The organism is Acinetobacter sp. DMC2 (assembly GCF_056314305.1).
This window is the reverse complement of sequence record NZ_JBQUYP010000004.1, coordinates 367852-384788: the sequence shown is the minus strand read 5'-3', so window position 1 is coordinate 384788 and position 16937 is coordinate 367852. Positions and strand designations below refer to the sequence as shown.

Here is a 16937-nt window from a genome sequence, read left to right as displayed (position 1 = left end):
TGTTTAATGATTGTTGATAAGCCATGAGCTACTCATAAGCTTTTTATATATTTTTTGAGAATGTAGCTTAGTATCTTAGAAATTTTATAATTAAAAAAGCCCATACAATCATAGATGGGCTTTCTTCGGACTTAGCAGAATATCTTATGCCAGTTTCTTTTCTTCAATAAACTGAACATCAGCAATTTGTGCATCCCAGAACTCATTCCATAACGCACAATATTCAATACATAGCTTCGTTAAGCCGTCATAATCATCTTTGGTAATTGCTTGTGCTAAAGTGAACCAAAGATCATCTTGATGGTCATCATCAGCAGCTTCAGACGTTTCATCAGTAGATACACCATGCACATGGTAATACCCACCACCTTCAACATCGATATTCACAAATTTGGTCGCTTGACGTAATGGAGGACTAAAAAGAATAACCTCTTCCTCTGCAACAGCTAGTAATGCAACTACATTGATATAACTATCATAAGAAGATTCTAAAAATGATCTAACCTGATCTGAAATTTTTGATGGCTTAAAATTACGACGATCAAGCTCTGTTAAACCATAATCATTAAGTAAATCTTCATATAATGGATAATGAGCATATTCAGGATTCCCCAAATAATAATTATCTTTGCCTAAACCAGGACGAAAACCAAATTCATCAAGTATATTTAAACTTAATAATACTCTTGGAAACATTTTAGCTCCAGAATGGAGTTTAGGTTCCAGTTGTTTTGTCAGAAACTGAGCCTTTAATAAAGCATCTGTAAAAATTTGTACAATTGCATGACGATATTCTAAATGAATATGGGTCAAACTCTTCTTATCGAGATATCCATTATTTAATACTTCAATTGCAGGATGTCTAGAAACTGGTAGTTTTGCAATTTTACTTCTTAAATCTTTAAGAAATTGTAAATTCTCTTCCCACTGTTTTGCAGGAATACTATTTCTCATCCCTTGCAATGCTTTTTCTCTTGGATTATTAAAGTCTTCAAATTTTTTTGACATAATCATTCTCAGTAAAAAGTTTTTCTTATAGTTAAGTTATATGGCCTTATTTTTATTCCAATTTTGCATTCAATTGCTAAAATAAATTCCACGAACCTAAACTTAACAATTTTATATTATGTTTATTAACTCAACAAATCAACGAATTAATTAATAATATTTAAAAAAAGTAAATTATTGCCAATTAGAAATAATTTTATTGTTTTCAACAACAAATCAAGCTATTGAATAAATATAATTTTTTAAATATCATTAAATAAGATTTATTTAAGCTTTCATACTTTACAATAGCAAAGTTAATCAAAAATATTTTATGACGGGGAAACCGATGTCAAAAAGAGAAACTATTATAACAACAGCTACCACCCTCTTTAACCAGAAAAGCTACACCTCTATTGGGGTTGATCGTATTATTGCTGAAGCAAACGTGGCAAAAATGACTTTTTATAAATATTTTTCTTCTAAAGAAGCCTTAATTGAAGAATGTCTTCATCGGAGAAATTTAGAAGTCAGAGCTTCTTTATTTAATAAAGTTAATGATATCGATGATCCATTAATTAAACTTAAAAGTATTTTCAATTGGTATGTCGACTGGATCAATACAGATGACTTCAATGGGTGCTTATTTAAGAAAGCCACGATTGAAGTCATGCAAATGTATCCATCTATTAAATATCAAATTAATGAATATCGAGATTGGGTTTATAAATTAGTTTTCTCAACATTTTCAGAACTAGAAGTTGAGAACAAACAAGTCCTTACAGGTCTCTTTCTTAATATTGTAGATGGGCTCATTATTGATGGCACTATAAATAAATCAAAAATCAACTCAGAAAAAACATGGTCTTATATAAATAAAATCATTAATTTCGAGAAGGTTCGAGAGTGTGCAACTATTTAATACATATAAATTAATTAACTTTTTATACTTTAATAAAAATAAACAATAATGTTAATTTGGGTGGAGAATAAACTCCTACTCCACCAAGTTAAACCCAATTCACTCATTTTCTACAATCCTATAAATTGAATGATCTTATTTTTAAAACAAGCATTTCACTTCAACCCTAATCAATACCCTCCATTTTAAGTCTAATTATTTTATAAACTTAATAAAATCAATAAGAAAATTTTATAATCTTTTTAGCTCGAGCTATCTATTCACTAAAGTAATTCTTCAATAATGATATATATTTTATTTAAATATACTAATAAATTATTATATCCAAAGTATTTTATTCTCTATAATAAATGAAAAGTTAACACATCCATTTCAAATATTTTATATAAGTTATTAAAATTATTATATAAATTTCACTAACAAACACTTCCAATAGCACACTATAACTTGCTGGGCTTTGGGCTAAAGCTTTTTCAATTTCAAAAATTATTAACTATGCAATCCCATCTAAATGAACATGTAACAAGATACTCTCTGTTAAACTATATATTTATGCTTAACCTTTTCTTTGCAACTGAATAGGCACGTATTCTCTTTAAGCGTATCATTTTTAAAGATTAGACCTAGGTTGATCAGCCACTTTTTAGTAGGAAAGTTTGAAAAATTAACAAAATAAATTAAAGAAAATTAATATATAAAAGGTTAAACGAAATTAGCCCCTTGAGACTCAATGAGTTGATCAACCTGAACAGGCATTCCCAATAGATAACCCTGAAATTGCTGACATCCTAAACGGGTCAAAATCTCAACCTGCTGCTGAGTTTCCACCCCTTCTGCCGTTACCGTTAAACCTAGCTTTTTAGCTAAATGAATAATACTTTCTAGGATAACTTCTTCTTTTGAACCAGGTTTTAAATCAACAATAAAGCCACGGTCAATTTTCAATTCGTCTACAGGCAAATCTTTTAAATATAAGAAGCTCGAATGCCCTGTTCCAAAATCATCAATAGCAACACGAATTCCCATATCACGTAACCGCTCACAGGCTCGGATACTCAAGTCGATATGACGCATTGCCGTAGATTCTGTAATTTCAACAATTAAGTGATGAGGTTGAATTTGATATTTTTTTAACAATGCTTCGAGCGTACTAAATAACTTTTTATTTTCAAACTGTAATGCCGACAGGTTCACTGCAACTGGATAAAACGGTGTATTACTGCGTTCCCACGCTTGAATTTGTAGGCAAGCTTGCTCCAGTGCCCAATACCCCATTGGAATAATTAAACCAGTTTTTTCTGCACCTTCAATGAACATATGCGGAGTAAGTATTCCTAAGGCTGGGTGATTCCAGCGGATTAAGGCTTCAACCCCACAGACTTCAAGATTGGTATTAAATTTTGGTTGGTAATATAAGATGAACTGTTTTTCTTCTACGGCTTTATAAAGATCATTGATCAGTTTTGACTGACTTCTTGTTTCTTGCTGATGGGTTGAGTAACTAAAGATTGTATATGTATTCCGACCTTGTTCTTTAGACATCAGCATGGCGGCATCAGCATTCATGAGTAAGTCCTGAACATTTTGTCCATGCTCGGGAAAGAGTGCCACGCCCAAACTTGCAGAAATATTAATTTCCTTGCCAGAGATTTGATAGCTTTCCTGAATCAGCTGTAAAACCTTCTCAGCCAAAATCACCGCTTCATCTGCATTTGTATTTTCTGCAATAAGCAAAAATTCATCGCCACCGATTCTAAGCAATTTACATTTTTCATTGAGTTGCCAATGTAAACGGTTTGCCATTTGAATAAGTAATTGATCACCCACATGATGCCCAAACGCATCATTCACCGATTTAAAACGGTCTAAATCGATATATAAAAAAGCAATTTTCTGATCTTTATATCGATGATCTGAGAGCAATACCTCTGCATAATCAACCAAATAAAGACGATTGGGTAGTTTGGTTAAATTATCCAGTATAGATAAGTTAGCTAATTCTTTATTCGCCTTACGTAACTCTAAATTTTGTTGGGTGAGCCGTTGCTCTAACATCGCGACAATAAAACTTGCTACGAGTACCAGACACGTGACCAAAATAATCGTAAATAATAATAAGTCATGTTCTGCCTGATATTGGCTAATAAATTTATCAGTGATATTCGTCGCAATGAGCGCCGTATAGTGCATTCCCATAATACTTAAGGTCATCATAACCGAAAATACGATTTTTAAAGTTAGGCGGTAACGTTCATTATCTTTTAATTTATAAGCTAATAAAAATGCCAGCCCTGAGCCACTCATCGCAATTAATATAGAAAATAATAGCAAGAAAGAGGTGTAATCTTTTTTATAGATATTAATACTCCAGCCCAACATACTTATGTAATATGAAGCTGAAATTCCAATTCCCATAATAATAGAACTTAAAATGAGCCGGAATAAAGGGAGCGTAAAACGCGAAGTCAACCACAAGGCAATGCACGATAGCAAAGCACTAATGGCAAATGAAACAGTAATCAAAGGAATATTTGAGTTAACTGTTTCAGACAGATGATAAGCTTGTATACCAATAATATGAACAATACTAATTGCTGATGCGAGCAATAAGCCATTGATAAATAGAATTAAGGACTCAAATTTTTTATAGACTTGCTTGAATATTAATTGCTCCATGGAAATCACAAGATAGCAAATGAAGCCAGCTGCAAAAAAAGAGCCGACGATCAATGTGCTATCGTAATCAACATGACCCATAGTGGACTTCCATGATTATTCAATACTTTTTTTTATTTTGTTCAACTCATTGCCCAAAATACAATTAAAAATTAAACATGTTAAAAAAATTTTAGTAAATTTGACGTTTTTAGTCAGTTATAAACAATAACATTATCTATATTTTGGTCAAGTATTTTTTACTTTATAAATCAATAGAGTAACTAAAAATTAAGCAGCCAATTATATGAAAAATATAGAATTTCTTTAATCTGGTCAAGTTGACCTAATCGCACTTTTTCACATTCAAATAAAAACAGTATAAAAAAGAACCCTGCTACTAAGCAGGGTTCTTTTGAAGCTTTAGAAAAAGAAAATTAGTTCTTTTCTTTGTCTACGATTTTGTTCGCTTGAATCCAAGGCATCATCGCACGTAACTTATTACCAGTTACTTCAATACCATGTGCAGCATTTTGACGACGACGAGCAGTCATAGATGGGTAGTTTAATGCACCCTCTTGAATGAACATCTTCGCGTATTCACCAGATTGAATACGTTTCAACGCATTACGCATAGCTTCACGAGACTGTTCGTTAATTACTTCAGTACCAGTTACATATTCACCGTACTCAGCATTGTTAGATACTGAGTAGTTCATGTCAGCGATACCGCCTTCGAACATCAAGTCAACGATCAATTTAAGTTCGTGTAAACATTCGAAGTAAGCCATTTCTGGAGCATAACCAGCTTCAACTAAAGTTTCGAAGCCCATTTTCACGAGTTCAACTGCACCACCACAAAGAACTGCTTGCTCACCGAATAAGTCAGTTTCAGTTTCTTCACGGAATGAAGTTTCGATAATACCAGTACGGCCGCCACCTACGCCTGAAGCATAAGAAAGAGCAACGTTACGTGCATTACCAGAAGCATCTTGGTGAATTGCGATTAGGTCAGGAACACCTGAACCACGTTGGTATTCAGAACGAACTGTGTGACCAGGTGCTTTAGGAGCCACCATGATTACATCTAAATCTTTACGTGGAACAACTTGGTTATAAAGAATTGAGAAACCATGAGCAAATGCAAGAGTTGCACCTTCTTTGATGTTCGGCTCAATCACGTCACGGTAAAGTTGTGATTGGAATTCATCTGGAGTCAAAATCATTACGAGGTCAGCTTGCTTAACAGCAGCAGGCACTTCTGCAACTTTAAGACCAGCGTTTTCAGCTTTCTTCCAAGAAGCTGAACCAGCACGTAAACCTACAGTTACGTCTACGCCAGAGTCTTTAAGGTTAAGTGCATGAGCATGACCTTGAGAACCGTAACCAACAATCGCTACTTTCTTGCCTTGGATGATTGATAAGTCACAGTCTTTATCGTAAAAAATTTGCATTTGTGTTCTCCGCTAAAATACTTTTTAAAAAATTAAATGGCTAATACTTTTTCGCCACGGGCGATACCAGATACACCTGAACGAACGACTTCTAGAATAGTGTTTTCTGCAAGCGCATCGATAAAACCATCTAATTTTTCAGTTGTCCCTGCTATTTGAATGGTATAGGTAGTTGGTGTCACGTCGACAATTTGCGCACGGAAAATATCCGCTGTTCGCTTAATTTCAGCACGTGAAGCACCCAACGCTTTTACTTTAATCAACATCAGTTCACGCTCAATGTGTGAACCTTCTGATAAATCTACTACTTTTACAACTTCAACAAGCTTGTTGAGCTGCTTTGTAATCTGTTCAATCTTATGGTCATCACCATAAGTGGTTAACGTCAAACGCGATAACGTAGGGTCTTCGGTTGGAGCTACATTCAACGTCTCAATGTTATAGTTACGTTGACTGAATAAACCTACCAAACGAGAAAGCGCACCAGCTTCGTTTTCAACGAGTACAGAAATAATATGTCTCATTATGTACGCTCCCCTTTCCCTAACCACATATCCTTCATTGACTGACCTGCGATCAGCATTGGATAAACATGTTCTGTACGATCAACCATGACATTAATGAATACACATTTATCATTAATCGCCATTGCTTCAGCAAGCTTCGACTCTAGTTCGTCAGCATGATCAATCTGGATACCCACATGACCATAAGCTTCCATCAATTTGCCAAAATCAGGTAATGATTCAACGTATGAGCTTGAATGACGACCTTCATAGTTCATATCTTGCCATTGTTTAACCATACCTAAAGCACGGTTATTCAAGCACAAGATCTTCACATTCATACCGTATTGCTTACAAGTTGAAAGCTCTTGAATACACATCTGAATTGAAGCTTCACCGGTAATACAAACTACCTGTTGATCTGGGAAAGCTAACTTAGCTGCCATTGCATAAGGTAAACCTACGCCCATGGTGCCTAATCCGCCTGAGTTAATCCATTGACGTGGACGTTTGTACTTGTAATACAACGCGCCAAACATTTGGTGTTGACCCACATCCGAAGTAATAATGGCATCGCCATTAGTTGCTTTATATAAAGCTTCAACAACTTGCTGTGGCTTCATCGTGCCATCAGCAGGTGTTTCATACTTCAAGCCATGAACTTTACGCCATTCATTAATTTGATCCCACCATGCAGCAATTGCTTCTGGGTTAGGCTTAGACACATTCAATTGTTTCAATTGCGTCAACATTTCCTGAAGTACAGGCTCAACCGCCCCTACAATCGGAATGTGCGCCATGATCGTTTTTGAAATGCTCGCCGGATCAATATCAACATGAATAACTTTTGCATTCACACAGAATTTTGCAGGGTTATTGGTTACTCGGTCATCAAAGCGCGCACCAATTGCAAGAATGACGTCAGCATTATGCATCGCCATATTTGCTTCATAAGTACCGTGCATTCCCAACATGCCCACGAACTGTGGATCATTACCAGGGAAACCACCAAGACCCATAAGTGTATTTGTCACTGGATAGCCCAACAAATGAGCCAACTCAGTCAATAATGCTGATGCATTACCTTGAACAACACCACCACCTGTATAAATTACAGGGCGTTTTGCACTTAAAAGCTCATCAATCGCTTTACGAATTTGACCAGAATGACCACGTGAAGGAGGTTGATAAGAACGCATCTTCACTTTTTCAGGATATTCGTACGCAAATTTTTCTGCAGGATTTGTCGCATCTTTAGGAATATCGACTACCACAGGGCCAGGACGACCACTTGATGCGATATAAAATGCTTTTTTGATAATTGCAGGAATTTCGCTTGCGTGACGAACTTGGAAGCTGTGTTTCACGATCGGACGTGAAATACCCACCATATCAGTTTCTTGGAAAGCGTCTTCACCAATAAGATGTGATGCAACCTGGCCAGACAAAATCACCATTGGGATTGAGTCCATATAAGCTGTTGCAATTGGAGTCACAGTATTAGTTGCGCCAGGTCCAGAAGTGACCAGTACTACGCCAGTCTTACCTGTAGCACGCGAGTAAGCATCTGCCATATGACCAGCAGCTTGTTCATGACGTACGAGGTAATGATTAATTTTGTCTTGTTGAAATAGCGCATCATAAATATGTAATACAGCGCCGCCTGGATAACCAAAAACATGTTCAACGCCTTCGTCCGCAAGAGCACGAACGAGCATTTCACCACCAGATAAAAGTTCCAACGTGATTCACCCTAAAATCTTTATCACTATTTATGGAAGGCACAAATAGTGTTTCATTCATTGAATTGTCTGCACTGTTATAGCACACATATTGTCTAGTTTTCGTTGCAATAGAAAAATTTCTGTTTTTCAGCCGTATAAGCTTTTTTAACATTAATAAAGCATGTCTGGATATACATACTTTAAGTAAAATCAATCTCTCGGCTAGAGAGAATGTCTATTACAAAACATGACGGTTATTCGAAGGGTGATCAAATAATCGCATATAAAACTAAAGGAAGCATTTTTGTTGTTTAATTCACTAAAGTCAAGATTAAAGAAAAGGTTTTTCCATAAAAAGTTTTAGCTGCTTCTTTTTTAATCTAAATTTAAATCGTAAATTTGGTAGTTCTACCCTCTATTTATTAAAAATAATTATTCTTTTTTATAAAAAACCATGCATTGTAAATTGCTTATTTATGAACTTTATTTAAATATAGCCAGCTTTCTTTGGGGAATATTTGATATGATTTTATCTTATTTAAAAACAAGCTTATATACAGCAATTGCAACAGCGATTTTAGTTTACTCAAGCCAAAGTCAGGCACAGCAATATTACAAATGGATGGATAAACATGGCTCCACCCATTACACCACGACTCCTCCACCTCAGAGTGCAAAACATTTGAACAAAGTTTCAACTTACGGTAGCCAATCATCTGTAAAAAATTCGACACCTTTCAAAGAACAACAATCTCAAGATAAAACAGATAAAGTAGTGCAAGAGGCAACTAACGTCACACAGGAAAAAAATGCACCCGCAGTAGCTATTCCACCTGCGGTACCTACCCCACCCACTACAACAGCACGATAAGTAAAATGAGAGTGGTGAATATTTTCATCACTCCTCTATTATTTAAAATAAAGAAGAATAGATTGAGAAATGTTTATTGCTCATATTAAAAGATAAAATCCTGATCTAAAAACTGACATTTCCTGTTATTTTGCGCTATGCTGTGCAGCAATCTTTCATTTCAATTTTCGTTGTATAGCTTACGTCTATGACTATTTCTCACATTGACCCCGAATATCAAGCAAACACGATTGAACCATCAGTTCAACAAGATTGGGAAAATCGTAAAGTCTTTAAAGTTGCCGACACTGTCGAAGGTAAACATCGCTACATCCTGTCAATGTTTCCTTACCCAAGCGGCAAGCTGCATATGGGGCATGTGCGTAACTATACAATTGGCGATGTAATTAGCCGTTTTTACCGTTTAAAAGGTGAAACTGTATTACAACCTATGGGTTGGGATGCATTCGGTTTACCTGCTGAAAATGCAGCAATTGCCCATAAAGTTGCTCCAGCAAAATGGACATTTGAAAACATCGCTTACATGCGTGACCAATTAAAAAAATTAGGCCTGTCTGTAGACTGGGATCGCGAATTCGCGACTTGTACACCAGAGTATTATCACTGGGAACAATGGTTATTTGTTCAGCTTTATAAAAAAGGTCTAATCTACCGTAAACTTTCAACAGTAAACTGGGATCCAGTTGACCAAACAGTTTTAGCAAACGAGCAAGTTGAAAATGGTCGTGGCTGGCGCTCAGGTGCATTGGTTGAAAAACGTGATATTCCAATGTACTACTTCCGCATTACGGACTATGCACAAGAATTATTAGACGATCTTGACACTTTACAAGACGGCTGGCCTCAACAAGTGTTGACCATGCAACGTAACTGGATTGGTCGCTCTACAGGCATGGAAATTACTTTCCCTTCAGCCAATACTGAAATCTATGCTGATGGCTTAACTGTTTATACAACACGTGCCGACACGCTAATGGGTGTGACATATGTTGCTGTTGCAGCAGAACACCCTCTCGCGCTTAAAGCTGCTGAAAACAACCCAGAATTGGCTGCATTCATTGAAGAGTGCCGCATGGGTTCAGTTGCAGAAGCGGACTTGGCAACAGCCGAGAAAAAAGGCATGGCAACAGGCTTGTTTGTAAAACATCCTGTAACTGGTGAAGAGCTTCCTGTCTGGATCGCAAACTACGTATTAATGTCTTATGGTTCTGGCGCAGTAATGGCTGTACCAGCGCATGACGAACGTGATTTTGAATTTGCTAACAAGTTTAACTTGTCAATTAAGCAAGTAATCGATGCGAAAGGCGCTGACGATGCAGATTACTCTGCAACTGAGTGGCAAGAATGGTACGGTTCTAAAGAGGGTAAACTTGTTAACTCTGGTGAGTTTGACGGTTTAGAATTCCAAGCTGCGTTTGACGCATTCCTTGCAAAATTAGAACCACAAGCTTTAGCAAACTCTAAAGTTCAATTCCGTTTACGTGACTGGGGTGTTTCTCGTCAACGTTACTGGGGTTGTCCAATTCCAATGATTAACTGTGATACTTGTGGTCAAGTCACAGTTCCAGAAGACCAGCTTCCAGTTGTATTACCAACAGACGTTGTTCCAGATGGTTCAGGTAACCCGCTTAACAAAATGCCTGAATTCTATGAAACTAAATGTCCTTGTTGTGGTGGCGATGCTCGTCGTGAAACAGATACTTTAGATACTTTCGTAGAGTCATCTTGGTACTATGCACGCTATGCATCTCCAGACTTTACTGGTGGTATGGTTAAACCTGAAGCAGCTCAAAACTGGCTTCCTGTAAACCAATACATTGGTGGTGTTGAACACGCAATTCTTCACTTACTTTATGCACGTTTCTTCCACAAATTAATGCGTGATGAAGGCGTTGTACAAGGTAATGAGCCATTTACTAACTTGCTAACTCAAGGCATGGTACTTGCAGATACGTTCTATCGTGAAGCAGAAAATGGCAAGAAAACTTGGTTCAACCCAGCTGATATTGAATTAGAACGCGATGAGAAAGGTCGTATTCTTTCTGCAAAATATTCAGGTGACGGCCAAGAAGTTGTGATCGGCGGACAAGAAAAAATGTCTAAGTCGAAAAATAACGGTATTGACCCACAAGCGATTATTGATCAATACGGTGCAGATACAGCTCGTGTATTCATGATGTTTGCTGCTCCACCAGATCAATCTTTAGAATGGTCTGATGCAGGTGTTGAAGGTGCAAATCGTTTCTTGAAACGTGTATGGCGCCTTGTAGCTGGCTTCCTTGAAAAAGGCAACTCAGCTTCTACAATCGATACAGCTAATTTATCTAAAGACGCTCAAGACTTACGTCGTAAAACACACGAAACGATTCAAAAAGTAAGTGATGATATTGAACGTCGTCATGCATTCAATACTGCGATTGCTGCTTTAATGGAGTTGTTAAACGCGAGCAACAAGTTTGAAGCAAAAGATGACAATGACATTGCTGTAGAACGTGAAGCAATCACAACACTGTTAACTTTACTTGAACCATTTGCACCGCATTTAAGCCAAACTTTATTGGCCCAATTTGGTACAGATGTTACAGCAGCAACATTCCCTGAAGTTGATGCTTCTGCGTTAACGCGTAATACGCAAACGATTGTTGTACAGGTTAACGGTAAACTTCGCGGTAAACTTGAAGTTTCTGTTGATATTTCTAAGGAAGATCTATTAGCTCAAGCTAAAGCTCTACCAGAAGTTCAACAATTCTTAACCGGACCAACAAAAAAAGAAATTGTGGTTCCAAATAAATTAGTTAACCTCGTGGTTTAATTAAAGTTATTAATGAGAGGATCAAGCATGCACTTAGCCAAACGTTTAGCCGCTGTTGTTTTAACCTTAGGCCTTAGTGCTGGCTTAGTCGGGTGTGGATTTCATTTAAAAGGAACCAACCCGACTGCGACTCCGCTTGTTTATAAAAAGTTAAGCCTTGAGTTACCAGCTAAAACTGATGATTTGGAAACGCAGTTAAAAGTGTATTTAGCTGCAAATGGTGTTCAGCTCAGCAATGATAATGATGCCTACGTACTTCGTGTTTTAGAGTACACACCACGTCGTCAGCTTTTAAATGGAAAACTAACTGAAGTATTATTACGTTTGACCGTAACCTTCCAGATCGAAGATCGTCAGGGTAATAAAATTACTGAGCCACGCTCATTAACTGCATCTCGTAGTTATCAATATGACTTGGCAACAGTCAACACTGAAAATCAGCAAGAAAGTTACTTACAACGTATTGTAATTGATGATATTGCGCAGCAGATTACTCGTCAGATTTCAGCAAATCGCTTACCAAAAGCTCAGCCTTAATCTGTATTTTTACCAGCAATGAAAATTGACTATTTACAAGCCTTAAAACGTACTCCGGAAGCTCGGGGTGCGTGGATTTTGCATGGGCAAGAGCCTTTATTAGAACAAAATTTATTAGATGCCTTTCGAAAAAACTGGCAACAACAAGAAGTTGAAAGACAGCGCTATGATATTAGTAGCGTAAGCGACTGGAAAAATGTCTTTAATGCACTTAATAGCTTATCTTTATTTTCTCAGCAGCTTGCTATTGAAGTACACGGCAATATAAAACCTGATGCGAATGGCTTAAAACAACTCAAAAGCTATATACAACATAATGAACATAACCTGCTATTAATTGTTTTACCCAAACAAGATAGTAGCAGCTTAAAATCTGCTTTTTTCCAAGTTGTTGAAGCAAATGGGGTTGTAGTTGCCCTCACGGCAAATTACCCACAAGATCGCCAAAGAATTTTATCTGCTGAAGCAGAGAAACTTGAAATTCAACTCGACAATGATGCTTGGCAGTGGCTAATGCAACATCATGAGCACAATTTGCTTGCAGCTAAAAATAGCTTGATGCGTGTAAGAGACACTTTTCCAGACCAACAACTCATTCAAATTGAACAATTATATGCGTGTCTACAAGATCAATCACGCTATACCACCTATGATTTAAGTGATGCATTATTAGAAGGCAACCTAGGCCAATCTATTAAGATTTTTCAATATTTAATTGCAGCAGGCGAACCCGACAGTCTGATTTTATGGACTTTAAGTAAAGAAATGCGCTTGTTGATGCAATTGTTTGAACAACCCCATAATGCCTTACAGCTCGGTATATGGAAAACAAAAGTTAGCTTATATCAACAAGCATTAAGAAGACTAAATCCACAACAGTTCCTAGGCTGGTCTACCCTTCTATTGCAAATCGATGCGGCAATTAAAGGAATGTCGAACGAAAATGCAGAACATTTAATGCAGCAAGCGATTGCTGAGTTATGTGGAAAAACATTATTTATACAGTAATTCGCCTGAATCATTTTTCTTCATTCCTGAAATATCATAAAAATTCACGTTTTATCCTCATTTCGCTTTTATACTAAATTAAATTTTAAACTTTTCGACCTCTCGCCATGCCAAAAATAAAGCCAATCAAACTTGTTATTATCATCGTCTGTATAGTAATTATTGCTCTATTAGCCTGGAAGTTTTTCAAGCCAAAACAGCAGCAGCCACAATATATTACTGCTGAGGTAACACGCGGGGATATTGAAAATAATGTACTCGCAACGGGTACACTTGATGCAACGAAACTGATTAGTGTCGGTGCGCAGGTATCTGGTCAGGTTAAAAAGATGTATGTGCAACTTGGCGATCAGGTTAAGCAAGGCCAACTCATTGCACAGATTGATTCAACGACCCAAGAAAATAGTTTAAAAACCTCTGATGCAAATATTAAAAATTTAGAAGCGCAGCGCCTTCAGCAAGTTGCTTCTTTGAATGAAAAACAACTTGAATACCGCCGTCAGCAACAAATGTATGCACAAGATGCAACACCACGTGCGGATTTAGAATCGGCTGAGGCAAGCTATAAAACAGCTCAAGCACAAATCAAAGCATTAGATGCACAAATCGAATCTGCAAAAGTCACAAAATCTACGGCGCAAACCAATATTGGTTATACACGTATTGTTGCTCCAACAGATGGTACAGTTGTCGCGATTGTGACTGAAGAAGGTCAGACAGTAAACGCCAATCAAAGTGCGCCAACAATTGTCAAAATTGCAAAACTACAAAACATGACGATTAAGGCCCAAGTCAGTGAAGCTGACATTATGAAAGTTGAGAAAGGACAACAAGTTTATTTCACTACCTTAGGTGAAGACACTAAACGTTACGCGACTTTACGCCAGATTGAACCTGCTCCAGATTCTATTTCTAGCGAATCAACAAGTACGACAAGCTCAACAACGAGTTCAGCTGTTTACTATAATGCCTTATTCGATGTGCCAAATACTGATGGTAAATTGCGTATTGATATGACTGCGCAAGTTTATATCGTATTAAACTCGGCTAAAAATGCCCTGCTCGTTCCATCATCAGCACTGAGCTCTAAACAGTTTTCAGGTCAAAGAAAATCGGGCCAATCATCTGATAAAGCAAGCTCTACACCTGAAGCTGCTAAAAAATCTCAAGGAAATGGAGCTCGTCTGGAGCGTCTTAACCTGACTGCTGAGCAAAAACAGTTAATTGAACAAGGTAAATTAACCTTAAGTGTTGTACGTGTATTACAAGCTGATGGCACAACTAAACCAACTCAAATTTTGGTTGGCATTAACAACCGTGTAAATGCGCAAGTTCTTGCGGGCTTAAAACAAGGTGATCAAGTTGTCATTGCCGATAGCGCAGATACTTCTGCTGCATCAGCTAATAGTAGTAATAACCGTCGCCGTAGTGGCCCAATGGGAATGTAAGCATGACAAAACAAGCTTTGCTTGAAGTCAGCAATCTAGTCCGGGAATTCCCTGCTGGCGAAAGCACGATACAAATTTTAAAAGGCATTGACCTTACCATTTACGAAGGCGAACTGGTTGCCATTGTCGGCCAGTCTGGTTCTGGTAAATCGACCCTCATGAATATTTTGGGTTGTTTGGACCGACCTACGAGCGGTAGCTATAAAGTTAATGGGCAAGAAACAGGTAAACTTGAACCTGATCAACTCGCTCGACTACGCCGTGAATATTTTGGTTTTATTTTCCAGCGCTACCATTTACTCGGTGACTTATCTGCTGAGGGTAACGTTGAAGTTCCTGCTGTTTATGCAGGGGTTACCCCTTCTGAACGTAAACAACGCGCCACAGCTTTACTGACCGAATTAGGCTTAGGTACTAAAACACTCAATAGGCCAAGCCAACTTTCTGGTGGTCAGCAGCAACGTGTTTCTATTGCCCGTGCACTCATGAATGGCGGTGACGTCATTCTGGCAGATGAACCAACAGGGGCACTCGACTCTCATAGTGGTGTTGAGGTGATGCGTATTTTGCGTGAACTCAATGCCGCAGGTCACACTATTATTTTAGTCACCCACGATATGCAAGTTGCAAAAAATGCGACGCGTATTATCGAGATTAGTGACGGAGAAATTATTAGTGACCGTCCTAACGTTCCAGATCAAGCAGCCGAACCGATCAAATCTGATCCAGATGCCGCTCCAGCTCTGCAAGGCAAACAGAAGAAAGGCAAAAGTATTTCTGCATGGCGTTCTACTTTAGATCGTTTGTCAGAAGCTTTTCAAATGGCTTTACTGTCGATGAATGCCCACCGCATGCGTACTTTTTTAACCATGCTTGGGATCATTATTGGTATTGCATCTGTTGTTACAGTGGTCGCGCTAGGTAAAGGTTCTCAACAACAAATTTTAAGTAATATTAGTAGTCTGGGAACAAATACGATTACGGTGTTTCAGGGCCGTGGTTTTGGTGACAACTCCAAAACTGCAAACTTTAAAACATTGGTTCCTGCCGATGCTGATGCGTTAATGACTCAACCTTATGTCAGCGCAGTCAGCCCAATCGTCAGTACATCCAAAACCATGCGTTACCAGCAGAATGAAGCAAACGCGACCATTAATGGTGTAAGTAACGATTATTTTGATGTTAAAGGTTTGGTCTTTAAAGATGGGCAAACTTTTGACCAACGTAGTGTGCGTGATCGTTCACAAGATGTTGTCATTGATACCAATACGCAAAAGCAATTCTTTGGAGATGGTAGCAATCCAATTGGCCAAGTCGTACTGCTCGGCAGTGTACCAGCACGTATTATCGGGATTGTAGAACCGCAGACAAGCGGCATGGGTTCAGATGATACTTTAAATGTCTATATGCCTTATACAACCGTAATGAGCCGTATGTTAGGTCAATCTAATGTACGTAATATTGTGGTTCGTATTAATGACAAATATTCAACTGCTGCCGCAGAAAATGCGATTGTAAATTTATTGACCCAGCGCCACGGTGCACAAGATATTTTCACCATGAACAGTGACAGTATCCGTCAAACCATTGAGAAAACAACCAGCACAATGACGCTTCTGGTTTCAGCAATTGCCGTAATTTCACTGGTGGTTGGTGGTATCGGGGTGATGAACATTATGTTGGTTTCGGTGACTGAACGTACTCAGGAAATTGGCGTACGTATGGCTGTAGGTGCTCGTCAAAGTGATATTTTGCAGCAATTCCTAATTGAAGCAATTTTGGTGTGTTTAATTGGTGGTGTGCTTGGCGTCTTACTATCGCTTGGCCTTGGACAACTCATTAATAAATTTGCTGGCGGTAACTTTAGCGTGGCTTATTCAAGCACTTCTATTATTGCAGCCTTTGTGTGTTCAACCCTGATTGGTGTCGTATTCGGTTTCTTGCCTGCCAAGAATGCCGCGAAACTGGACCCTGTTGCAGCACTATCTCGAGAATAAGGAAAATTGCATGTCT

General features: G+C 37.9%; 12 protein-coding genes. 7 read left to right on the top strand and 5 right to left on the bottom strand.

Annotated features, from left to right (window positions below; all coding sequences use genetic code 11):
- Positions 1-144: 144 nt before the first annotated feature.
- A complete protein-coding gene (locus ACT53H_RS10895) occupies positions 145-1008 on the bottom strand; it encodes a hypothetical protein (RefSeq protein ID WP_476009226.1) in 864 nt (287 codons plus the stop codon).
- 328 nt (positions 1009-1336) lie between these two features.
- On the opposite strand from ACT53H_RS10895, the gene ACT53H_RS10890 reads away from it, so the two are divergent.
- Positions 1337-1909, top strand: a complete 573-nt coding sequence (locus ACT53H_RS10890; RefSeq protein ID WP_476009225.1) for a TetR/AcrR family transcriptional regulator — start codon at positions 1337-1339, stop codon at positions 1907-1909.
- 702 nt (positions 1910-2611) lie between these two features.
- Here ACT53H_RS10890 and ACT53H_RS10885 read toward each other — a convergent pair.
- The 4 genes from ACT53H_RS10885 to ACT53H_RS10870 form a co-directional block, all read right to left on the bottom strand.
- A complete protein-coding gene (locus tag ACT53H_RS10885; protein ID WP_443271180.1) occupies positions 2612-4666 on the bottom strand; it encodes a bifunctional diguanylate cyclase/phosphodiesterase in 2055 nt (684 codons plus the stop codon).
- A gap of 335 nt (positions 4667-5001) precedes the next feature.
- The gene (gene ilvC, locus ACT53H_RS10880) at positions 5002-6018 is read right to left on the bottom strand and encodes a ketol-acid reductoisomerase (RefSeq protein ID WP_004794656.1); all 1017 of its coding nucleotides are present in this window, start codon (positions 6016-6018) and stop codon (positions 5002-5004) included.
- A gap of 32 nt (positions 6019-6050) precedes the next feature.
- Positions 6051-6542 carry an acetolactate synthase small subunit gene (gene ilvN / locus ACT53H_RS10875; protein WP_001215920.1) on the bottom strand — a complete coding sequence of 164 codons (492 nt, stop codon included), beginning with the start codon at positions 6540-6542 and terminating at the stop codon, positions 6051-6053.
- Positions 6542-8266 (bottom strand): acetolactate synthase 3 large subunit, encoded by a 1725-nt coding sequence (locus ACT53H_RS10870; RefSeq protein WP_004794658.1) that lies wholly within the window; start codon positions 8264-8266, stop codon positions 6542-6544. The genes ilvN and ACT53H_RS10870 overlap by 1 nt, the downstream gene beginning before the upstream one ends.
- A 505-nt stretch (positions 8267-8771) precedes the next feature.
- Between ACT53H_RS10870 and ACT53H_RS10865 the strand changes: the two genes are divergently transcribed.
- From ACT53H_RS10865 to ACT53H_RS10840, 6 genes are all read left to right on the top strand, one after another.
- Positions 8772-9119, top strand: a complete 348-nt coding sequence (locus ACT53H_RS10865) for a DUF4124 domain-containing protein (RefSeq protein ID WP_174738743.1) — start codon at positions 8772-8774, stop codon at positions 9117-9119.
- A 187-nt stretch (positions 9120-9306) separates the two neighbouring features.
- The gene (gene leuS / locus ACT53H_RS10860; RefSeq protein ID WP_151826851.1) at positions 9307-11931 is read left to right on the top strand and encodes a leucine--tRNA ligase; all 2625 of its coding nucleotides are present in this window, start codon (positions 9307-9309) and stop codon (positions 11929-11931) included.
- Between the two features lie 27 nt (positions 11932-11958).
- The gene (locus tag ACT53H_RS10855) at positions 11959-12468 is read left to right on the top strand and encodes an LPS-assembly lipoprotein LptE (protein WP_004794663.1); all 510 of its coding nucleotides are present in this window, start codon (positions 11959-11961) and stop codon (positions 12466-12468) included.
- 18 nt (positions 12469-12486) lie between these two features.
- Entirely contained in the window at positions 12487-13476 is a 990-nt protein-coding gene (gene holA / locus ACT53H_RS10850; RefSeq protein ID WP_476009224.1) for a DNA polymerase III subunit delta, read from the top strand.
- A gap of 107 nt (positions 13477-13583) precedes the next feature.
- The gene (locus ACT53H_RS10845; protein WP_004794665.1) at positions 13584-14924 is read left to right on the top strand and encodes a MacA family efflux pump subunit; all 1341 of its coding nucleotides are present in this window, start codon (positions 13584-13586) and stop codon (positions 14922-14924) included.
- 2 nt (positions 14925-14926) lie between these two features.
- Entirely contained in the window at positions 14927-16921 is a 1995-nt protein-coding gene (locus ACT53H_RS10840) for a MacB family efflux pump subunit (RefSeq protein ID WP_004794666.1), read from the top strand.
- Positions 16922-16937 lie beyond the last annotated feature (16 nt).